Genomic DNA, 20,813 nt, shown 5'->3' with positions numbered 1-20,813 from the left:
ACTGGAGGCGGAGCGCCATTTCAGCGCCCCGCCCCAGTCAAATCCTGAACCTTACTCGACCTCGACCTTGTAGTAGCTCATGTCGCTCCAGCCGTTCCACGGCACGACGAAGTTCTTGACGCGCGGCTGCACGACATAGCTGTGGTCGAGGCTGAACAGCGGGACCCACGCCGCATCCTTGTCGACGATGCGCGCCGCGAGCTCCTGGTAGACTTTGCAGCGCTCCTCGGGATTGGTCAGGCTGCGCGCCTTCTCCACGCCCGCAAAGACCTCAGGGTCATTGTTGTTGTAGGCGCGCACCTTGGAGCCGGACTCGGAGAAGAATGTGTAGAAGAAATTGTCCGGATCATTGAAGTCCGCCGACCAGACCTGCGTGTAGGCATCGGTTTCGCCGACCTTGCGAGCGGCGAGGAACGCGGCCTCGTCCGTCGTCACGATATTGGCCTTGAATCCGGCCGCCGCCACCTGCGCCTGGATGATCTGGTTCATGTCGGCCCATTTCGGGGACCAGCTTGAAACCTGCTGCAGATTGATGTCGACGCCGTCCGGATAGCCGGCCTCGGCGAGAAGGGCCTTGGCCTTCGCGGGGTCATACACGATGGGAGCCGCCGGCGCGTAGCAGGCCACGCCGCGCGGCAGGACGCCGTCTTCGAGCTTGCCCTTGCCGTAGAAGTTCTTGTCGAGAATGGTCTGGCGGTCGATGGCCATCTGGAAGGCCTTGCGCACGCGCGCATCATCGAACGGCTTCTTCGCCTGATTGATGTTGTAATAATAGATGCCGACGCGCGGCCCCGATCGCACCAGGTCCTTCCACTTGTCGTTGCCGTAGAAATAGGGCGTCTGGGTCGGCGCATAATCGAGGTCGAACACGTCGATCTCGTCGGTTTCGAAGAGCAAGCGCAACGTCTCCGAATCCGCAACCACCCGCACCTGGAGCCGGTCGAGCTTCGGGCGGCCGCGGAAGTAGTTGTCATTGGCCTCGAGCATCTGGCTCTCGTTCAGCGTATATTCGCGCAGGATGAACGGGCCGGTGCCGTTGGTCGTTTCCGGCGTGAGGCCAAACTGGTCACCCGCCTTCTCGGTGAAGGCGCGGTTGTAAATCGAGGCCTGGGGGCTCGCCAGAAGCGCCAGGAAGGCCGCATAAGGCTGGCCCAGCTTGATCTCGACCGTATATTTGTCGATCGCCTTGAGGCCGGAAACGCTTTCGGCCTTGCCGTCGAGACGCTCCTGCGCGCCTTCGACGAAAGTCAGAATATCGGTGCCGAGCGCCTTGGTCTTGGGATTCAGCATGCGATCGAAGGTGTAGACCACGTCATCGGCGGTCAGTTCGGCACCGTCGTGAAACTTGACGCCCTGACGCAGATGGAATGTGTAGGTCTTGCCGTCGCCCGATACCTCCCACTTCTCGGCAAGGCCGGGCACAAGAGCCGACTGGCCAGGACTGGTGGTCTCGGATTCGATCAACCGGTCAAAGACGTTGAGCGGAAGGGTGTAGGAATCCGACGTCATCTGCGCATCGGCGGTTTTCGGATCCTCCGGGTAGGAGATCCTGAGCATGTTCTCCGCGAACGCTGGGGAAATCAGGATCAGGCTGGTAACCGCGGTGGCCAGCAGAAGTCTTATTTTGTTTGTCACGTTAGCCTCAATGGTTGTTCTTCTGTTCGACAAGCGACATTGAATTCATTCCTCCCAGGGCGGTCGCAATTCCCCGAAGATCTCTTCACCTCGTCGCAATACCGGTCATTCGCCGGCTGGCCCCGTCCGTTCCAAATTCGGGAACCAGTCATGGAATAACAACAGGAATGCGCGCCCGCGGCAGCGCTTCAGGATATTGCCGCAGCCTCATACACTCCCAGATTGTACTATATTTGTAAAATGCATCGTTTCCCCTTCTTATTCATTCTGGATATGATAGGGAGCGAAGGAGGGAGGCCGCTTGAACCTGAAGCAGCGGCAAATCGATGTCTTCAACGCGGTGATGGTCAACAAGAGCATTACGGCCGCAGCAGCGCGGCTTGGCAGCTCGCAACCCACGCTCAGCCGAGAGATCCGCGAGATCGAGCAACTCATCGGTTTTGACCTGTTTCTGCGCTTCGGCAAAAGGCTCACCCCGACGGCCCAGGCCATACTGCTGCACGAAGTGGTACTGCGCTCCTTCGTCGGCCTCGACGAGATCAACCGCGCCGCCGCAGCCATACGAACCAATAACGCGGCAAATTTTCGGATTGCCAGTATCCCCGCCTATGCGGAATCGATTATTCCGCGGGCGATCCAGCATTTTCTGGGGACCCAACCTGCCGTCCACTTCTCGATCCATTCGCATGAAGAACCCTCGCTGCGCCACGAGATGACCATGCAGGTCTTTGACCTTGGACTCGCTGAAACTCTGTTCGGACATGAAGGCGCGACGACGGAGACGATTCTGATCGGCGATATGGTCTGCGTGTTGCCCCACGATCATCCGCTCGTCGGGCGGAAGACACTGGCGCCCCTGGACTTCGGCGGGCAGCCATTCATCTTTTTCGGCCAGAACGACCCTTACCGGCACAAGCTGGATGACGTCTTCGCCGCCGCCGGCGTCACCCGAAACTACGCGGCGGAGACCACAACCGCCGCAAGTGTCTGCGCGATGGTAGCAGCGGGCGTCGGCATGTCGGTGATCAATCCCCTCACGGCCGCGAGCTATGGCGGGCATAGCGTGACCTTCCGACCCCTGACGGTCTCGGTGCCATATTTGCTGTCAATCTGGCGCCCGACCCACAGCACGAGGTCCGTCCAAGCCGGGCTGTTCATCTCGGCCCTGCGTCACGTGGCAAAGGATATGGCAGAGGGGCTGAAGCGCGCCTTAAACCAAGCCCAGCCAAAGCCCTAGAGCGCTTCCCGCCAAAGTTGCTCGACTTTGGCGATAAGGAAGCGCTCCAGATTATATGTTTTTCGAGCCCTTTTACCCGTTTTGATCGAATCGGAACGATTCGATCAAAACGGGAAGGGCTTTAAGGCGTGAGGACTTCGGGTTCTCGTATCGGCGACTCCGGGCAACGCTTGAAGATCGCCCGAAGAATATCGCCGGTTATCTGTCAGTTTTCATAAACATGACCGCGCGAAGGGCATGTTCGCTCCTCGTCACGCGAACTACAGTCTATTGCTGTACACGAAGCGCACACGTCGTTTGGCAGAGCCAACGGAATGGCGTTGCATTCCCATTGCGCCTGAGCCTATCGTATGAGCGGATCGAGGTCCTTAACCACCAATCCGGATTGTGGCCGAGGACTAGGCAACAATACCAACGGCAAGATAAGCTCTTAGCCGAAAGTAAACTATGAGCGCGAACACTGCGATAGTGACAGGAGCCGGTACCGGCATCGGCGCGGCAACGGCTGAGCGGTTGGCGGGATTGGGCTGGAATGTGGCGCTGGTCGGCCGGCGGCGCGACAAGCTGGAAACGGTGGCAGCAAGCGGTTCGGGAAGTCCCGGCCAAACCCTGGTAATTGCCGAGGATCTTGCCGATCCCGCAGCGGCCAGGCGCGTCATTGAGAATACCCGCGCCACCTTCGGCCGCATCGATGCGCTGGTCAACAATGCCGCTACCATCAAGGTGATGCCTATCGAGGACTATCCACTGGACGTCATAGACCTCCATTGGGCGGTTAATGTGCGCGCACCGTTCCTCCTGATCCAAGCCGCGCTTCCGGCCCTGCGCGAACGCGGCGGCGCCATCGTCAACATCTCGTCGTCCTCGGGCACGATCCTGCGGCCCGGCCAATCGCTCTACGGCATAACCAAATCGGCCCTCGAATATCTGACGCGCTCGCTGGCCGGCGAACTGGCGCCGAGCAGGATTCGGGTCAACGCGCTGGCGCTTGGTCCGGTCGACACGCCCATTCACGAAACCTGGGCCACCAATCTGACGGAGGCCTATGAGTGGCTGGCAGGCCAGGTGCCGCTCGGCCGGATCGCCAAGGCCGAAGAGGTGGCACGCTGGATCGAGCTGCTGGTTTCGCCGGACTCGGCATGGATGACCGGCGCCTGTATTCCGTTTGACGGCGGTCAAACACTCGACATTTCGTGAGCGGTCACGGAGTTCGCGACGATGAAACACTATCTCCGGCTCGAGGGTCTTCGCCTGATCTGCATCTCTTTGGCGGCCTTGCTTTTCGCCGCAGTAGCGATTTCCGCCGGCCGTCATTCGGATCCCGAACTCGAGGCCCTCTTGCCGCAGACGCTGGGCGGCATTGCGCTCACCATTGAAAGCCAGGCTGGCCCCGAGCTTGCCACCAACAGCGCCGCCTTCGACGCATTCCTGAAAACGCTCGGCAAATCGCGCGACGATTTCACCCTCGCCAGTGCCTATGCCGCAGGCGGGCTCAAGGCGGCGGTGGGGGCTTGGCGGGTGAAGGGCGCCGACCCTGCGCTGCTGCTGCCCGGCTTCAAGGCAGCGCTGCAGGCGTCAAGCACGACGGGGCTGACTAACACCGAGGAAACCTTGGCCAAACGCACGGTGACACGCATCGGCGACCCGGGCCAACTCGCGCAAGGGCCGCTTTACGTCTTCGTGCGCGGCAACACGCTGCTCTTTGTGCAGACGCCCGACCGGACCCTCGCCGAAGAGGCTTTGAGCAAGCTGCCGCCGCCGCTATAGCTCCGCGTTGACGATGAAGCCGGCATCCACAAGCAGCGTTGCAGACGTCACATAGCTCGAATCATCCGATAGAAGGAACGCAACGGCGCTCGCCAGTTCTGAAGGTTCGGCGATGCGGTGCAGAGCGATACGGTCGAGATAGTATTTCATGACATCGGGCATCTCGAGCATCGGCGCGCTCATATTGGTCCTGACCGCGCCCGGTTCCACCACGTTCACACGTATGCCGTTGTTCCCCAGTACCGAGCCCAATGCCTTGCCCAACATGCTGATGGCGCCTTTAGTGCCGCAATAGGCCACTTGGGTGGGAGCACCGACATGGGCGGAGATCGAACTCACCATGACGATGGCACCGCCATGGCCTTCGGCAATCATCTGCTTGGCCGCCTCGGTGCATACCACCCAGGTGCCGCGGACATTGGTTTCGAAGAGGTTGTCGAAATCCTCGATCGACGTCGCATCCCAGGGCATGAATGGATTGATGGCAGCATTCGAAACGACATAGTCGAGGCGGCCGCCGCGTTTCGCCACTTCCTTCACCATGGCCGTGACCGCCGTCGGATCGCGCATGTCGGCAATGACCCGAAAGGCCTCCCCGCCTCCTTCCTTGATCAATCTCAGCGTCTCGCTCGCATCGCCGGAAGGCTTCTGGTTAATGCCAACCAGCGCGCCCTCTGAGGCAAGCCGCACCGCCGTTGCCTGGCCAATGCCCGTGGTCGCGCCGGTGACCAGGGCTACCTTTCCCGCGAAACGCGCCATGCAAATCCTCCTCGCCGAGTTCTAGAAAATGGCTATTGGGTTCCAGGGTGTGCCCGTGGCGCCCGGGAGCCGCAATGGCAGGCCGACCACCATGAACTCGAACCGACCTTCCTGCTCGCACGCCACGGCCAATTCCTCAAGCTGCTGGCTGTCGGAGATACACATGCCCATGGCGGTGAGCTGCAAAGCATGGATAGGATAAGGCATACCCTCAACATTGCTGGGGACGGTTTCGCCGTCGCCGTCGGGTAGGAAGGCGGCTATCCGCCGCTCGTGCATCCACGGCACGGTGTCGATGTGGAGGCCGGCCTTGCCCTCGCCCGCCGGTGGGTATTCGTTGCTCCAGGCGCCGAGTTTTAAACGCCTGGCGTGATGGCCGGTGCGGAATACCAGAATGTCACCCTCGCCGAGCCGAACCCCTTGCGCTTTCTCGATTTCCTCGAGCTCGCTTCGTGTCACCGCCTCGCCGGGTTCCAGCCACTCGACGCCGCGATGGCGTGCCGCGTCGAGCATCACCCCGCGGCCGACGAGGCCGGCGGAATAAGCCGTGATGCTTCCCCAGTCCGAGCCACGTGAGGTGAGAGTGGATACAGGTTTGCCGTTGTAGAGCTTGCCCTTATAGCCGACATGGTTAAGCGCATCGACATGCGTGTAGGCATCTCCGTGGCTGGCCATGCCGAGGTAGCACATTCCGAAGGACAAGCCGCTCTTGCTCACCGGCAGATCATGCAGGAGCGACATCAAATGCACGGCCGGGTTCGGATTGTCGGGTCCAGATGTCTTGCTGATCGGGATGGCCATGGAGACCTGGCGGCCGCTGCGGACAAGCCTGGCGGCGGCGGTCACTTTGTCAGGCGTCAGGTAGTTCAGCGTGCCGCGCTCGTCATCAGGACCCCAGCGTCCCCAGTTTCTTACCTTCTCGAACAGGGCGTCGAATTCCTTGAGCGACACCGGCGCGGGTGGTGTCAGTGTTCGCGTCATCCGTCTGATCCTCCGCGGATTGCGTTAGATGCGATATCAGATACGGGAGCGTCGGACGCTCCCGTATCAAGGGCCGCGTCGCTATTGAGCACCGGCCGTTGCCGCCAGGATAGTATCGACGTTGTCCTTGGTGACGAAGATGAGACCGGAGTCGCCAATCGCCGGCAGTGGGTTCTGCAGCCATTGGTCCATGCCCAGGCTGCGGATGATGTCATTGTGGAAAGTGTAGAGATAGGCGACGGCGAAGAAGTCCATCGTCTCGTACTTTTCCATATTGATCATCTTCACCGCGCCGTCCTTGATCGAATTCAGGAAGTCGCGGCCAGCCTCGTTCGAAGTGACGATGATCTTGCCCGCCTTGCCCGACTCCGTCACTGCCCGCACGATCCCCGGTCCTGCCTCCGAATCGAGATCCCACCATGCCGGTGAGGTTGGGATGACCCTGGATGATCGCTGCGGTATTGGCGGCCACCTGTTCCACATTGGTGCCAGATTCCTCGTCCGCCACCACCTTGATATCCGGACACTCCTTGGCGAGCGCATCGCGCAGGCCCTGGCGGGCGGCAATGAAGTTGCTCGCGGCAAGGAATGAAATCGTGCCGATCTCACCCGCCTTTAACCCGGCTTCGGCATGATAACGGCACTGGTACTGCCCGTGCTGATAGCCGAGATTGTACCAGTTGGTGCCAAGATAGGTGAGGCGCTTCGACATCGGCAGGTCGCCGTCGGTGACCACGGTGGGAACCTTCTTGTCGATGCACTTGTCGACCTCAGAAGCGAGTGCATCGTCCCAGCCTCCCACCACGATCACGCCCGCCGGGTTCTTGGTGCACTCGGCATCGACCGTGGTGATGAAGGCGGCGAGATCGACAGAGGTCGGTCCGGCGATGCGCACCTTCACATTGAGCGCCTTGCGCGCCGACTCAAGACCCGGATAAACCCGTTCCACAAACAGCGGCAGATTCGACGCATTGCTGATCCAGACATATTCCTGATCGCTGCGGCTCGTGTCGCCGATCGGAACATTCAGGCCCGTGGGTGTTGTCGATGCCCCCGTTGCAGCCGGATCGGTTGCCGCCAGGATAGTATCGACATTATCCTTGGTGACGAAGATGAGACCGGAGTCGCCAATCGCCGGCAGTGGGTTCTGCAGCCATTGGTCCATGCCCAGGTTGCGGATGATGTCATTGTGGAAGGTGTAGAGATAGAGGACGGCGAAGAAGTCCATCGTCTCGTACTTTTCCATATTGATCATCTTCACCGTGCCGTCCTTGATCGAATTCAGGAAGTCGCGGCCAGCCTCGTTCGAAGTGACGATGATCTTGCCCGCCTTGCCCGACTCCGTCACCGCCCGCACGATTCCCGGTCCTGCCTCCGAATCGAATCCCACCATGCCGGTGAGGTTGGGATGGCCCTGGATGATCGCTGCGGTATTGGCGGCCACCTGTTCCACATTGGTGCCAGATTCCTCGTCCGCCACCACCTTGATATCCGGACACTCCTTGGCGAGCGCATCGCGCAGGCCCTGGCGCGCGGCAATGAAGTTGCTCGCGGCGAGGAATGAAATCGTGCCGATCTCACCCGCCTTTAACCCGGCTTCGGCATGATAACGGCACTGGTACTGCCCGTGCTGGTAGCCGAGATTGTACCAGTTGGTGCCAAGATAGGTGAGGCGCTTCGACATCGGCAGGTCGCCGTCGGTGACCACGGTGGGAACCTTCTTGTCGATGCACTTGTCGACCTCAGAAGCGAGTGCATCGTCCCAGCCTCCCACCACGATCACGCCCGCCGGGTTCTTGGTGCACTCGGCATCGACCGTTGTGATGAAGGCGGCAAGATCGACAGAGGTCGGTCCGGCGATGCGCACCTTCACATTGAGCGCCTTGCGCGCCGACTCAAGACCCGGATAAACCCGTTCCACAAACAACGGCAGATTCGACGCATTGCTGATCCAGACATATTCCTGATCGCTGCGGCTCGTGTCGCCGATCGGAACATTCAGCCCCGTGGGTTTTTCGGCCAGGACCGGGGCGGCGCTCACCAATGCGAGGCCGGCGATCAGGGCCACTGTGCAGACTGCCAAGCGGTTCATCTCGTCCTCCTTATGATCCATGTACTACGCCCCATGTCCTCCGGGGCTTTCATGCGAACGTCCTCACGTGCGGTGATGAAGTCGCGCGAATTGATCGAGCCCGACGCTGATCAAGAGCACGATGCCCACCACGATGAGCTGCCAGAACGGACTGATGCCGGCGATGATCATGGCATTCTGCAACAGCGCCATCAGGAGCACGCCGAGAAAGGCTCCGAGAATAGTGCCCGCGCCGCCGGCAAGGCTGGCGCCGCCCAGCACCACTGCGGTGATCACCTTGAGCTCAACGCCCTGGCCTGCCAGCACCACAGCCGTGTTGAGCCGCGAGGCGAGCAGCGCCCCGGCGAGGCCCGCCAGCAAACCCATGATGACGAAGAAACTGAACACCGTGCGGTCAACATTGATACCGGAAAGCTTCGCCGCGCGGGGATTGCCACCGATATAGTAGGCTTGGCGAAAATATCGGGTACGACCGACGAGAAATCCGAAAAGCACAACGATCACGGCCATAAACCAGAAGGGCGAGTAGATACCCAAGAGTTGGGTCTGGCCGAACACCGTATAGCCGTTGCCAATGTTGGTGACGCCGGCGCCGGAGACGAGTTGCAATCCGCCGCGATAGATCGATAGCGTGGCAAGCGTCGCGATAAGGGCGTTAATCTTGAACCGGGTGACCAGTGCGCCATTGATGGTGCCGAGCAGCGCCCCCCATATGCAGCCGGCAAGGAAGGCCGGCAGGGGCGGCCAGCCCAGCTGCTTGACGGTGAGCCCAGCGATAATACCGGAAAAGGCAAGGATTCCGCCGATCGAGAGATCAAACATACCGCTGATCATCAACACCATCATGCCGCAGGCAAGAATGCCGGTTTGCGCCGTATCGAGCAGCACCACGGCGGCATTCCCGGTGCTAAGAAAGGTTGAAGGCCGCAAGACCGCCATCACGACGATGAGGGCGATGATCAGCATGATGAGCAGCAATGGCCGGTCCGTGGCGATCCGGGAGAGAAAAGCGCGGCCGGCGGAAAAGCCTTGGCTGCGTGTTGCCGTCTCACTGCTCATGCGGCTTCCCCTGTTATGCCAGACCTCGGCGCGGCGAGTTCGAGAATGGCGATTTCGGTCGCAGCCGCGGCGTCAAGCTCACCGGCAACGCGGCCCTCGGACATCACGATGATGCGGTGGGCGAGCGCCAATACTTCGGGAAGATCGGAGGACACGACAAGCAGAGCCATGCCGCCCGCCGCGAGATCGCGAAGGATCCGATAAATGTCGGCCTTGGAACCCACATCAACGCCACGCGTCGGCTCATCAACGATGAGAATGCGCGGCTCACGCACCAGCCACTTGGCAAGCAGCACTTTTTGCTGGTTGCCGCCGGAAAGATAACGCACCTCACGGTCTATGCCCGGTGTGGCGATACGCAACGCGTCCACGTATTTTTGGCTGATCTGCCGCATTTGGGCCTTCGAAAGCAGCCCGGAGCGGGTATAGGCCCCGAGGTTGGCGGCGACCATGTTCGCTTCGATGGTGAATTCCATGAAGAGCCCGCTATCTTTACGATCCTCGGGCAGCATGGATATGCCGGCGGCCATCGAATCGTTCGGGCTTCTCGGGCGCAACTCCCTGCCTTCCACGAGGAGGCGGCCCGACTGGATGGGCCTCGCTCCGAAAATCGCCTCGCAGACTTCAGTGCGCCCGGCGCCGAGCAGACCCGCAAGGCAGAGAATTTCGCCGAAACGCAACGAAAAGGAGGTGGAGACGACCGGAGCGGCCGACAGGTCGCGGAGTTCGAGGGCAACACCTGCATCCTGCCCAGCGCGACGCGGGTCGGGCTCGAAGGAAAGCTCGCGCCCCACCATCAACGAAATGAGTTCCTTGTGAGTTGCCTTTGCTGTTTCTCTGACACCCGTGACACGGCCATCCTTCAGCACCGTCACGCGATCGGAAATCTCGAATACCTCGCTCATGCGATGAGAAACGTAGACGATCGCGATACCCTGCGCCGCCAGCCGCCGGATGACGCGAAAGAGGTGACGGCCCTCGTTGATGGTGAGCGAGGATGTCGGCTCATCGAGGATAATGAGCTTCAACTGATGCGACAGGCCTTTGGCGATTTCGACCATTTGCTGCTGTCCCGGTGAGAGGCGAGACACAGTCGTATGCGGATCGATGTCGACCTCCAAGTCCTTCAGGATGCGCCCCGCGCCGTCATACATGGGCGCTTGGCGGATGATGCCCAGCGCGTTGGAAGGTTGGCGGCCCGCATAGATGTTTTCGGCCACGCTCAGCGAGCCGACGAGGCTACGTTCCTGGTAGACCATGGCAATGCCGGCATCGGCGGCTGCCTGCTCGTTCATCCCGGCAAGCGAATGACCGTCAAGCTCGATAGTACCGCTGTCCGGCTGATAGACACCGGCAACAAGATGCATGAGCGTCGACTTTCCGGCGCCATTCTCGCCGATGAGCGCATGGATTTCACCGCGCTCCACCTCGAATGAGACGTCGTCAACCGCACGCACTCCGGGGAAAGTCTTGACGACATTGCGGACGGCAAGGCGCGGCATCACTCTCCCCAACCGGAACGAGCCCCGACCGACGATGCTGCACCTCATGATCAAATGTCAATTGGTTTCTCGGTTCTGACCCTGTTGACATTCGTGAGCGCCTCCCACCTCCGGCAACTCAAGGAGGGCCGTCGACGTCACACCAGACATCGCCGCCGCGTTTGGCGAGATGCCGGCTATGGATGGACGACCTGAGCGGAGCAGATCCGCCGTGGTCAGCACGAATGCCGGATGCCACGCAAAGCATGCCTGGCGAAGGTCACGACGTGTTGCAATTCAACCCGTACTTGGCAGCTACTCCTTCAACGGTTTGTAGGCAATGACCTGCATCTCCACCTTGCAAGTGAACATGAAACGCATCGGAAAGACCGAGCGCACCGGCGGATCCTTGCTGAAGTAGGTCATGTAGATAGCGTTGAAGGCGCGAAAATCCCGTGGATCGGTTAGCCAGCATTCGCATTTGACAACGTCGGCGAGCGTGCAGTTTTCGAGCGTTAACGCGTCTTTGATGAACCCAAACGTCCTGTGAACCTGCTCTTCGAAGGGCATCTCCAGGTTTCCCGTGCCATCATCGAGCATGTTCCCGACTTCATCGAACACCACCTTCTCGGGGTCGAAAATCCATGGTCCATACGCAGAAGTGAAGATGAAATCGCCGGCTCGAATTGTCTTCGAGATCGGTACGGCCGGATGGGCGGGATAGGCACGCTTCATCGGATTTTTCCTCAATAGCGAGCACGGATTGGCCACAAATCGACAACCTCTTCACCACGCACGACATGAAAGGCGGGGTGGAGATTGACGGTCGGGTCGCAATGGGAGGTCAGGAATTCAATCGTGTCGCCAAGGGCCGGTCCATCGCCTTCGAAGTCGACCGCGCCGTGTTCGTCACCCATGAAGCGGTAGCTGGCGCCCGGAGGAGTGCCGCGCCAGGGCTGGGGCTTGCCGCTATCGGTGGCAAAGGCCTTCCATCCGGCATTTACGATCACGCAGCCTGGACGGTTAGCCGATACCACCGAGGCCGCCACGAACAGCGACGGCAGGAACGGGTTCTCGCTGTCGTTGGTGACAATCGAGCCGTAGCAGGAGTCCATGAACAGGAACGACCCCGGCTGCAATTCGGTGAAGAGTCCGGTGCCGCCATCAATGACATGGGTCCCGGTTCCGGCGCCTGAGACAATCTCCGGCGCAAGTCCTGCACTTTTAAGCGCCGCAGACAGCGAACGAACCCGATCCTGCTGGATACTCGCGAGGCGCACGCGTTCGCTCAAGGGCATCACCTGCTGCAGATTGCCCCAATACGCTTGAATGCCGCGGTAGTGGAGTGACGGAAGCGCGTCGATGCGCTGGGCAAGCGCCACCGCGTCCTGCATTTCGACGCAGCCCGTACGCCCCAGGCCGAAATCGAAGTCGACAAGCACGTCAAGCCTGCGCCCTGTCGCCGTACCGATGTCCGCATAGGCCTGCGCATTGGCCGGATGATCAGCGACAATACTTATGTCGGCCCCCCGAAGCAGGAGGCGGCGCAACCGCTCAAGCTGGTGCGACGTGACCATCGGCGAGGTGATGAGAATGCCGCCGATGCCGCCAAGCGCCATGCCTTCCGCTTCTCCTATGGTAGCGCAGGAGGCCCCCACGGCGCCGGAGCGAGCGAGCCGCTGAGCGATCTCCACGCATTTATGCGCTTTCGCATGAGGCCGAAGCTTGACACCCATGGCTTTCGCACGAGCCGTCATGGTGGCGATATTTCGATCGAGAAGATCAACATCGATGACGAGCGCCGGAGTCGGCAAGTGCTTGCGTGCTGTCTTGGCTGCCATGGCGTCCACCCAACCTCCAACAAACATACTCACCGCTATACTGAGGGGTCAAATGATCATAGGTCAATATGCTATTGACAATTCACTCATTCCAGCCTGAGTTTCAAAGCTTGGCGTGCTTGGCGCGCGAGCGCTCTTTTCAGGACTGGCAGATCGATGAACATACCCCGCATTCAGGCAGGCCGTCGCAAGCGTTCGCACGAAATCGCCGAGCTCATCGAAGCCGCCATCGCCTCCGGCGAGTTCGAAGTGGGAACCAAGCTGCCGTCGGAAAAGGAACTGGCAGAGCGCTATGGTGTCGGCCGGCCGTCGGTGCGGGAGGCACTGTTCCTCTTGCAGCAGCAGGGTTTCGTCGATGTTACGAGTGGCGCACGTGCCCAGGTCACTGCTCCCAACGCCAAATTCCTCTCCGACCAACTCGCCGCTCTCGTCAAGCGCACCGCCGCGCGCGACCAGGGTCAGAATTATATGGAACAGACACGCCTGCTCTTCGAAGCCGGTGTTGCCTGGCAGGCGGCGCAGTGTGCCACAGGTGAAGATATCGAACGCCTCAAGCGGGCACTCGACGCCAACACCGCCGCCATGGGCGATACGGCAGAATTCATTCGCACTGACGTGGCTTTCCATTATGAGCTCACGGTCATTACTCGCAATCCCGTGTTCTCTGCAGTGCATGACATTCTGGTGCAGTGGTTGATCGATCAGCGCACCACGACGATCCATATGCCGGATGCCGACCGGCTCTCAGTGCGCGATCACACGGCGATCTATGAGGCGGTTGCGGCACATGATCCAATGCGCGCCTTCCACGAGATGACGAGCCACTTGAGGCTCATCAGCCAACTCTATACCGAATCCAAGCGGCTGCATCACGAGATCATGCGAAATGTGGCACGCGACGTCGCCGCGCGTATCGACCGGGAGAAGGAGGCCATGTGGTCGGGTCTAAGAGGTCCGGCCGAGCCGGCCGGGAAGAGACTCAGAAAGCGGAGGGCTAGGCCATGACAATCCTGGTTTTGGGCTCCGGGGCCGTGGGAGTGGCAACCGCCTGGTACTTGAACAAGGCCGGCCAGGACGTCGAGGTCGTCGAACGTCAGCCGGAAGCGGCGCTCGAGACTAGCTGGGGAAATGGTGGCGTCATCCACGCAAGCGAAGTGGAGCCGTGGTCGCAGCCGGGCATGCCCCGGAAGATCATCGGTTGGCTCGGCAAGGAGAGTGCGCCGCTTCTGTTGCGCTACGGTGCCATACCGCATATGTGGCGCTGGGGCCTCGATTTTTCACGCAACTGCACTCCTGAGAAATTTCGCACCAATGCTGCGGCGAATCTCAATCTGGCGCTGCATTCGCTAAAGTCGTTGCAGGAAATAGCTTCTGAGGCCGGCATCACGTATGACCGCGCAACGCGCGGCGTATTGAAGATCTACCGTTCTATCGCCTCTCTGGATAGCGCACAGCGTTCCAGCGACTTCCTGGCGCAGCATGGCCTCCTTTATGAGCGCGTCGATGTTGAACGCTGCGTAGCGCTGGAACCGGCCCTGCGGGAGACCCAGGCGACGCTTGCCGGTGCGCTCTACTTCGCCCGGGACGAAGTGGGTGACTGCCACAAATTCACACAAGGTCTCGCTACGGCTTGCGCCAAGCGAGGAGTGCGCTTCCGCTATGGCGAGACAGTTCAATCGGTCGAGACGGCGGGCGGACATGTCGTCGGCGTCGTCACGGACAAGGGTCGACTTTCGGCCGATACGGTGGTCGTCGCGATGGGGAGTTTCACCTCGCCGCTCCTGGCCAAGCTCGGCATCCGAATTCCGATCTATCCGGTGAAAGGCATTTCGATCACTTTTCCACGCGGCGCCTGGAACAGCGCGCCTCAGATGCCGGTTATCGACGACAGTAAACTTTTTGGCCTCGTTCCCATCGGCGATCGCATGCGGATTTCAGGCTCGGCCGAGATCAGCGGCTACGACACAATTCCCGCAACATCGCGCGCCGCGGCGATTGTAGAGAATGCAAGCTTCACTTTCCCGGAAATGAAACGGCATCTCGATCTTTCCAAGGCGCGCGTCTGGGCCGGCCTGCGTCCCGTGAGTCCGGCCGGCACACCGATCATCGGGCGCACCCGCGTGCGGGGCCTCTGGGTCAATGCGGGCCACGGGCATCTCGGCTGGACGCTCGCTTGCGGTTCGGGCAGAGTCGCGGCCGACCTCATCACCGGCCGCAATCCGGGTATTCAAGTTCCGGCGCCGCAAGGCGCCGTAATTGCCACGGCGGCATGAGACCGCCTTTGCCATAACGCAACGGAGGACGTCACCATGAGGAAGTTGTTACTGACTGCCGCGGTTCTGGGCCTCACTGCAACGGCGCCGGCCCTTGCCGAGGAGGATGCAGCCGCCAAGGCTGTCGAAGCGGCGAAACAGTTCGGCGGCTCGACCATCACGGTGGTCGCCGAAGCCGGTCTCCAGGCATTGCTCGATACCCAGCATACCGGCCCCGAATGGGAAAAACTTACGGGCATCAAAGTGAAGGTAGTTGAGCTGCCTTTCGAAGAGATCTACCCCAAAACCATCCTTGAAAAGCAGGCGGGCACCGGCGGTTATGATGTCTTGCTCATCTCGCCTGCCTGGCTTGCCGACATGGTGGCAAACGGCGCCGCCGAACCACTCGACCCCTATATCGAAAAGTATGGAGTGAAGAGCGAATTCGACGACATCAATCCCGCCTTCAAGGACTGGATGTCCTACAACGGCAAGATCTATGGCCTCGTCGTCGATGGCGACGTACTGGTTACCTACTACCGAAAGGATCTCTTCGCTGATCAGCAGAACCAGAAGGCCTTCAAGGAGAAATATGGCTACGACCTGGCGGTACCGAAGAGCTATAAGGAGTTCGGTGACATCGCCTGTTTCCTTACCGAAAAGTACAAGCCGGACATGTATGGCGCAGGCGTCATCAACACCGGCTATACGCACTTCTTCTTCTCGGAACGATTCCGCAACTATGGCGGCCGCTTTTTCGACCCCGAGACGATGAAGGCGACCGTCAACAGCGAGGCGGGATTGAAGGCGCTCACCGAAATGGTCGAACAGAACAAGTGCATGTCTCCCGGTATCGAGACCTGGGGCTTTGCAGAAAACCTGTCGGCGATGAATGCAGGCGAGATCGCCATGACAATCTCCTGGCCACCGGTCGGACGCTGGGCGCAGGGCATAAACATCGACGATAAAGCACTCTCCTGGGTGCCGAAGACCACTGTGGCCGACAAAGTTGGCTATGCCATCAATCCCGGCGGCCATCCGCAGTTGGCCTCGGGTTTCCTCTCGGGCGTCTCGCCCGACAGCAAGAACAAGGACGCCGCTTATCTTTATGCGCAGTGGATGCACTCGAAATCGCAGAGCCTGAACAACGTCATGCTCCCGGTAGGCCTGCGCGATCCCTACCGCATTTCGCACTACGAGTCGGCGCAATATCAGAATCTCTGGCCAGGCGCGAAGGATTATCTGAAAGTACTGAAGGACGGCGCGGCATCGGGCTATGCGGATATTTCGGTGATCGAAACCTTCAAATATCAGGATGCCATTTCGCGCGCGGTTAACGCGGCGATCGGCGGGGAGGAGCCGCAGGCGGCCCTCGACGCTTTGGCAGCGGAGTTCGACCAGATCACCGAAGCGATCGGGGTCGACAAGCAGCGCGAGGCCTACAAGGTCTGGGCTGCGAAGCCTTCAGCCTATCGCGAATGAGCGCTGCCGCAGCCACGCAGACGAAGGCCGGCCGGCCCTTCTGGGCCGGCCGGCGCGGCGCAGGCCTGCTGTTCGTCGGACCCGCCGTCTTTGTCATGCTCCTTGTCGGGTTATTCCCGTTTCTGTGGTCGGTTGTCGTCAGCTTCCAGGATATCACCGGCTCAAACCCAAACGGCGACTGGGTTGGCCTCGCGAATTACAAGAAGCTGGTAGCCGATACGCGCGTCTGGGCCGCCCTCGGCCGCACGCTCCTGCTCCTTGCCGTGGCCCTGCCCCTCGAATTGATACTCGGCATGCTGCTTGCGCTCCATTTTCAGGCCGAGCGCCCTTTCAAACGCCTCTTCGTGGCGCTTCTGGTGCTCCCCGCCGTCGTCTCGCCCATGGTAGCGGGCTCGATGTGGCGGCTCATGTTCGACCACAAGTTCGGTCCCTTCAACCAGATCATCGGCTGGATCGCCGGGGAACCGATAGTGCTCCTATGGACGGTGAAGCCGCATCTCGCATACTGGGCAATCCTCATTGCCGAGGTCTGGCAATGGACGCCCTTCATGTTCATCATTCTTCTGGCGGCCCTCGCCAATGTCGAACGCGAGCAGCTTGAGGCTGCCGAAATCGATGGCGCCGGCCGCTTCCGCGTGTTTTTCCGCATCGTGCTCCCGGCGATCATGCCGGTCTTGAGCATCGCCGTGCTCCTGCGCGCGCTCGACCTCTTCCGAATCTTCGATGCGGTCTGGCAACTCACCCGCGGCGGGCCCGGCACTAAGACAGAGACGCTTTCGATATTCATGTTTATCCGTGGATTTCAGAGTTTCGAGACAAGCTACACCGCAGCCCTCGTCGTCGTCCTGCTCATCCTGCTGTCGGCCACCGTCGTGTTCGCCTTGAAACGCATGGAGATCGCGCGGTGAAGAAGCGTGCAACCCGCGAGGGCATTGTCTGGTACGCCATTTCGATTCTCATCCTCGTCGTGATGCTGTTCCCTATCTACTGGATGTTCATGGTGTCGCTCAAACTGCCGGAGGAGATTTTCAAGTCGCCACCGGTGTGGTTTCCGAGCAAACCGCAATTCGGTAACTTCGCCGTACTTTTCACCGAGGGCGATGTATGGTCACTCTGGAACAGCCTCGTCATAGCGGGGGTATCCACGCTCATCGCCATGGCAGTCGGCACGCTCTGCGCCTATGCAATGGTCCGCTTCAAGACCGGGGGCGACAATCTGGCGATCTGGATCCTCTCTCAGCGCATGCTGCCGCCGATCGCGGTCGTCTTCCCCATCTTCCTCGCTTACGCCGTCTTTGGCCTTTCTGACAGCTATCCCGGCCTGATTTTGCTCTATACCGCCTTCGCGCTTCCCTATGTCGTGTGGATGATGCGCGGTTATCTCGAGGACGTGCCCGTGGAACTGGAAGAGGCAGCCCTGGTCGACGGCTACTCGCATCTGAGCGTGCTTTGGAGGGTGACCGTGCCGATGGCTCGCAATGGGATCATCGCCACCGCGATATTCGCCTTCGTCTTCTCCTGGAACGAGTTTCTCTTCGCACTTGTGCTCACCCGCACCGAGGTCATTACCTTCACGGTACAAATCAGCCAGTATTTCGGGTCACAGTCTACTTTCTGGGCCAAGATCGCCGCCATGTCGGTGCTCGGGACGCTTCCCGTTTTCATCGCTGTCACGCTGCTTCAACGCTATGTCGTACGTGGCATTTCGCTCGGCGCCGTCAAGGGATAAGGCGATGTCGGATCTCAAGATCACCGGCCTTCACAAACACTACGGATCGGTTCATGCGGTCAAGGGCATCGATCTTGAAGTCCCCTCTGGCGAACTTACCGTGCTTGTCGGACCTTCCGGCTGCGGCAAGTCCACGCTGCTACGCTGCATCGCCGGGTTGGAAGAGGTGGATAATGGCGCAATCGAAATCGGCAACAAGGACGTCACCTGGGCACGACCGCGCGACCGCGACATCGCAATGGTGTTCCAGAGCTACGCGCTCTATCCCTACATGAGCGTCTACGAGAATATCGCCTTCGGCCTGCGCGCCCGTAGCGCGGCGACGGCCGATATTGACCGACGGGTGAAGCGGGCCGCGGAGATGCTGGGCATCGGCGCACTGATGCAGCGCCGCCCGCGCGAGCTATCGGGTGGCCAGCGCCAGCGTGTCGCCATCGGCCGGGCCATCGTGCGTGACGCAAGGCTGTTCCTTTTCGATGAGCCCCTCTCCAATCTCGACGCGCAGCTGCGTGACGAGATGCGAGCCGAGATCAAGCGCCTTCATCAGGAACTGAAGCACACGATGATCTATGTCACCCACGACCAGGTCGAGGCGATGACGCTGGCCGACCGAATTGTGCTCCTCCGCGACGGCGTGATCGAACAGCAGGGTTCACCCCTCGACCTTTTCGAACGCCCGACCAATCGTTTCACCGCGGGTTTCCTCGGAAGCCCCAAAATGAACTTTCTCAATGCAACGCTATCAGACCGACAAGCGAAACTGGAAGACGGTACGTCCCTTCCCCTTCCAGATCTGCCCGAGGCGCCTGATGGCGCTGCCATCGTCCTCGGAATCCGCCCTCAACACATTGCCCGTGCCGGTATTTCCGACGTCGCCGGACAAGCTCAAATACCTGTCGTGATCGAACTCGTTCAGGTTACCGGAACCCGCGCGCTCATTACATTCTCGCTCGGTCACCGCATCATGGTCGCCGATCTTGAACTGGGTGGCGACTGCAAGCCAGGAAAGAGGATTAATATCAATCTCGACATGAACCGCGTAATCATTCTCGATCCCCGGACCGAGCGTACCATTTATCCAACTGCACGATCCCAAGGAGTAGCAGGCTGATCGTACCGAGCTCGTTCCTAAAACCCGAACTGATCTTCACTCGCCTACAAGCAATGCGCTCTGTCTTACTGCACGCCTAGCACCCATGAACTTCGCCAAACAGGATTGCCGGGTGCGGGCACCTCAGCGACAATCGACGAGGTCACAGCAAAGAGCCGGGCATCAAGATGGGCAAGAGAACACAGGTGGCAATCATCGGCTCCGGACCAGCGGGGCTGTTGCTGGGGCAGCTGCTTCATCGTGCCGGGATCGACACGATCATCGTCGAGCGCCGTAGCCGCGATTACATCCTGGGCCGTATCCGCGCCGGTGTTCTCGAACAGGGAACGGTGGCGCTGATCGATGAGGCAGGTTGTGGTGAGCGGTTGCATCGCGAGGGATTGATCCACACCGGCATCGACCTTGCTTTCGCGGGCGAACGTCATCGCATCGACTTCGCAAACCTGACCGGCGGCAAGGGTGTCACTATCTATGGGCAGACCGAGGTGACTCGCGACCTGATGGATGCGCGGCTCGCCGCCGATGCGCCCACCATCTACGAGGCAGAGAGAGTCTGGCCGGCAGATTTCGATTGTAGCAAGCCGGTCTTGCATTATCTGCACGAGGGCACCGAACGGCGCATTGCGTGCGACTTCATCGCCGGTTGCGACGGCTTTCATGGTGTCAGCCGGGCGAGCGTGTCTGAGGATAAAATCACCGTCTTCGAACGGGCCTACCCCTTCGGTTGGCTGGGCCTTCTGGCCGACGTCCCGCCGGTGTCGGACGAGCTCGTCTATGTCAATCACGAGCGCGGCTTTGCGCTCTGTTCCATGCGCTCGCGCACGCGCAGCCGCTACTATTTGCAATGCCATGCCTCAGAGCGTCCAGAGGACTGGCCGGATGAGACATTCTGGGCCGAGCTGCGGCGGAGACTGGACGAAGCGACCGCGGCGCGATTGACGACCGGAGCCGCGATTGAAAAGAGTGTCGCACCCTTGCGCAGCTTCGTCGCCGAGCCCATGCGCTTTGGCCGCCTGCTGCTCGCCGGCGATGCCGCTCATATCGTGCCACCGACGGGCGCGAAGGGTCTCAATCTCGCCGCCAGCGACGTACATTATCTGTCGCAGGCACTGATCGACCACTACCGAACAGGTTCCGAGAAGGGCCTCGAAACATATTCGGCAAGGGCGTTGGCGCGCGTCTGGAAAGCGGAACGCTTCTCCTGGTGGATGACTTCGTTGCTTCACCGCTTCCCGGATACAGGCCCCTTCGGCCGCAGGATGCAGCTGGCGGAACTCGACTATCTTGTCGGCTCCCGTGCTGCCATGACCGCTTTGGCCGAGAACTATGTCGGACTGCCCTATTAGAGCGCATAGCTCATATATTTGGCACAAATCGTCATTGTACA

19 protein-coding genes are annotated in these 20,813 nt (G+C 60.3%); 10 read left to right on the top strand and 9 right to left on the bottom strand.

What is annotated here, in order from left to right:
• Positions 1–51 precede the first annotated feature (51 nt).
• The gene (locus G5V57_RS21100) at positions 52–1,635 is read right to left on the bottom strand and encodes an ABC transporter substrate-binding protein (protein ID WP_165169525.1); all 1,584 of its coding nucleotides are present in this window, start codon (positions 1,633–1,635) and stop codon (positions 52–54) included.
• A gap of 301 nt (positions 1,636–1,936) precedes the next feature.
• Here G5V57_RS21100 and G5V57_RS21095 point away from each other — a divergent pair, with 301 nt between their 5' ends.
• From G5V57_RS21095 to G5V57_RS21085, 3 genes are all read left to right on the top strand, one after another.
• Positions 1,937–2,872, top strand: a complete 936-nt coding sequence (locus G5V57_RS21095; protein WP_165169524.1) for a LysR family transcriptional regulator — start codon at positions 1,937–1,939, stop codon at positions 2,870–2,872.
• Between the two features lie 447 nt (positions 2,873–3,319).
• On the top strand, positions 3,320–4,069 hold the full coding sequence (locus G5V57_RS21090) for an SDR family NAD(P)-dependent oxidoreductase (protein ID WP_165169523.1): 750 nt from the start codon (positions 3,320–3,322) through the stop codon (positions 4,067–4,069).
• Positions 4,070–4,090: 21 nt separating this feature from the next.
• Positions 4,091–4,639 (top strand): hypothetical protein, encoded by a 549-nt coding sequence (locus G5V57_RS21085; protein WP_165169522.1) that lies wholly within the window; start codon positions 4,091–4,093, stop codon positions 4,637–4,639.
• Here the strand turns inward: G5V57_RS21085 and G5V57_RS21080 are convergent.
• From G5V57_RS21080 to G5V57_RS21045, 8 genes are all read right to left on the bottom strand, one after another.
• Complete coding sequence (locus G5V57_RS21080) at positions 4,634–5,398, bottom strand: SDR family NAD(P)-dependent oxidoreductase (RefSeq protein WP_165169521.1); 765 nt, start codon at positions 5,396–5,398, stop codon at positions 4,634–4,636. The genes G5V57_RS21085 and G5V57_RS21080 overlap by 6 nt on opposite strands.
• A 21-nt stretch (positions 5,399–5,419) precedes the next feature.
• Positions 5,420–6,379, bottom strand: a complete 960-nt coding sequence (locus tag G5V57_RS21075) for a cyclase family protein (protein ID WP_206530085.1) — start codon at positions 6,377–6,379, stop codon at positions 5,420–5,422.
• 81 nt (positions 6,380–6,460) lie between these two features.
• Complete coding sequence (locus G5V57_RS21070; protein WP_165169520.1) at positions 6,461–6,634, bottom strand: hypothetical protein; 174 nt, start codon at positions 6,632–6,634, stop codon at positions 6,461–6,463.
• Positions 6,591–8,447: a substrate-binding domain-containing protein gene (locus G5V57_RS21065; RefSeq protein WP_165169519.1), complete on the bottom strand. Its 1,857-nt coding sequence runs from the start codon at positions 8,445–8,447 to the stop codon at positions 6,591–6,593. Before G5V57_RS21065 ends, G5V57_RS21070 begins: the two co-directional genes overlap by 44 nt.
• A gap of 87 nt (positions 8,448–8,534) precedes the next feature.
• Positions 8,535–9,437: an ABC transporter permease gene (locus G5V57_RS21060; RefSeq protein WP_165169518.1), complete on the bottom strand. Its 903-nt coding sequence runs from the start codon at positions 9,435–9,437 to the stop codon at positions 8,535–8,537.
• A gap of 89 nt (positions 9,438–9,526) precedes the next feature.
• Positions 9,527–11,032 (bottom strand): sugar ABC transporter ATP-binding protein, encoded by a 1,506-nt coding sequence (locus G5V57_RS21055; RefSeq protein WP_246737305.1) that lies wholly within the window; start codon positions 11,030–11,032, stop codon positions 9,527–9,529.
• A gap of 294 nt (positions 11,033–11,326) precedes the next feature.
• On the bottom strand, positions 11,327–11,746 hold the full coding sequence (locus tag G5V57_RS21050) for a RidA family protein (protein ID WP_165169516.1): 420 nt from the start codon (positions 11,744–11,746) through the stop codon (positions 11,327–11,329).
• A gap of 11 nt (positions 11,747–11,757) precedes the next feature.
• Entirely contained in the window at positions 11,758–12,852 is a 1,095-nt protein-coding gene (locus tag G5V57_RS21045; RefSeq protein WP_165169515.1) for a DSD1 family PLP-dependent enzyme, read from the bottom strand.
• Between the two features lie 156 nt (positions 12,853–13,008).
• Here G5V57_RS21045 and G5V57_RS21040 point away from each other — a divergent pair, with 156 nt between their 5' ends.
• The 7 genes from G5V57_RS21040 (at position 13,009) to pobA (ending at position 20,772) form a co-directional block, all read left to right on the top strand.
• Positions 13,009–13,857: an FCD domain-containing protein gene (locus G5V57_RS21040; RefSeq protein WP_165169514.1), complete on the top strand. Its 849-nt coding sequence runs from the start codon at positions 13,009–13,011 to the stop codon at positions 13,855–13,857.
• Positions 13,854–15,125, top strand: a complete 1,272-nt coding sequence (locus tag G5V57_RS21035; protein WP_165169513.1) for a D-amino acid dehydrogenase — start codon at positions 13,854–13,856, stop codon at positions 15,123–15,125. Before G5V57_RS21040 ends, G5V57_RS21035 begins: the two co-directional genes overlap by 4 nt.
• Positions 15,126–15,161: 36 nt before the next feature.
• Positions 15,162–16,586 (top strand): sugar ABC transporter substrate-binding protein, encoded by a 1,425-nt coding sequence (locus G5V57_RS21030; RefSeq protein ID WP_165169512.1) that lies wholly within the window; start codon positions 15,162–15,164, stop codon positions 16,584–16,586.
• Positions 16,583–17,494: a carbohydrate ABC transporter permease gene (locus G5V57_RS21025; protein WP_165169511.1), complete on the top strand. Its 912-nt coding sequence runs from the start codon at positions 16,583–16,585 to the stop codon at positions 17,492–17,494. Before G5V57_RS21030 ends, G5V57_RS21025 begins: the two co-directional genes overlap by 4 nt.
• The gene (locus G5V57_RS21020; protein WP_165169510.1) at positions 17,491–18,315 is read left to right on the top strand and encodes a carbohydrate ABC transporter permease; all 825 of its coding nucleotides are present in this window, start codon (positions 17,491–17,493) and stop codon (positions 18,313–18,315) included. Before G5V57_RS21025 ends, G5V57_RS21020 begins: the two co-directional genes overlap by 4 nt.
• Positions 18,316–18,319: 4 nt before the next feature.
• On the top strand, positions 18,320–19,426 hold the full coding sequence (locus G5V57_RS21015) for an ABC transporter ATP-binding protein (protein WP_165169509.1): 1,107 nt from the start codon (positions 18,320–18,322) through the stop codon (positions 19,424–19,426).
• A 167-nt stretch (positions 19,427–19,593) separates the two neighbouring features.
• Positions 19,594–20,772: a 4-hydroxybenzoate 3-monooxygenase gene (gene pobA, locus G5V57_RS21010; protein ID WP_165169508.1), complete on the top strand. Its 1,179-nt coding sequence runs from the start codon at positions 19,594–19,596 to the stop codon at positions 20,770–20,772.
• Positions 20,773–20,813 lie beyond the last annotated feature (41 nt).

The organism is Nordella sp. HKS 07 (assembly GCF_011046735.1).
In the GTDB taxonomy this organism is placed as follows: domain Bacteria; phylum Pseudomonadota; class Alphaproteobacteria; order Rhizobiales; family Aestuariivirgaceae; genus Taklimakanibacter.
The sequence above is the reverse complement of the archived record's forward strand: the minus strand, read 5'-3'. Positions and strand labels throughout refer to the sequence as shown.

Excerpts from the sequence above, each read along its gene's own strand:
- G5V57_RS21090 (WP_165169523.1), top strand. The coding sequence starts at position 3,320 with ATGAGCGCGAACACTGCGATAGTGACAGGAGCCGGTACCGGCATCGGC.
- G5V57_RS21075 (WP_206530085.1), bottom strand. The coding sequence starts at position 6,379 with ATGACGCGAACACTGACACCACCCGCGCCGGTGTCGCTCAAGGAATTC.
- G5V57_RS21015 (WP_165169509.1), top strand. The coding sequence starts at position 18,320 with ATGTCGGATCTCAAGATCACCGGCCTTCACAAACACTACGGATCGGTT.
- G5V57_RS21030 (WP_165169512.1), top strand. The coding sequence starts at position 15,162 with ATGAGGAAGTTGTTACTGACTGCCGCGGTTCTGGGCCTCACTGCAACG.
- G5V57_RS21080 (WP_165169521.1), bottom strand. The coding sequence starts at position 5,398 with ATGGCGCGTTTCGCGGGAAAGGTAGCCCTGGTCACCGGCGCGACCACG.
- G5V57_RS21035 (WP_165169513.1), top strand. The coding sequence starts at position 13,854 with ATGACAATCCTGGTTTTGGGCTCCGGGGCCGTGGGAGTGGCAACCGCC.
- pobA (WP_165169508.1), top strand. The coding sequence starts at position 19,594 with ATGGGCAAGAGAACACAGGTGGCAATCATCGGCTCCGGACCAGCGGGG.
- G5V57_RS21060 (WP_165169518.1), bottom strand. The coding sequence starts at position 9,437 with ATGCTGATCATCGCCCTCATCGTCGTGATGGCGGTCTTGCGGCCTTCA.
- G5V57_RS21040 (WP_165169514.1), top strand. The coding sequence starts at position 13,009 with ATGAACATACCCCGCATTCAGGCAGGCCGTCGCAAGCGTTCGCACGAA.
- G5V57_RS21050 (WP_165169516.1), bottom strand. The coding sequence starts at position 11,746 with ATGAAGCGTGCCTATCCCGCCCATCCGGCCGTACCGATCTCGAAGACA.
- G5V57_RS21055 (WP_246737305.1), bottom strand. The coding sequence starts at position 11,032 with ATGCCGCGCCTTGCCGTCCGCAATGTCGTCAAGACTTTCCCCGGAGTG.
- G5V57_RS21085 (WP_165169522.1), top strand. The coding sequence starts at position 4,091 with ATGAAACACTATCTCCGGCTCGAGGGTCTTCGCCTGATCTGCATCTCT.
- G5V57_RS21025 (WP_165169511.1), top strand. The coding sequence starts at position 16,583 with ATGAGCGCTGCCGCAGCCACGCAGACGAAGGCCGGCCGGCCCTTCTGG.
- G5V57_RS21045 (WP_165169515.1), bottom strand. The coding sequence starts at position 12,852 with ATGGCAGCCAAGACAGCACGCAAGCACTTGCCGACTCCGGCGCTCGTC.
- G5V57_RS21070 (WP_165169520.1), bottom strand. The coding sequence starts at position 6,634 with ATGGACTTCTTCGCCGTCGCCTATCTCTACACTTTCCACAATGACATC.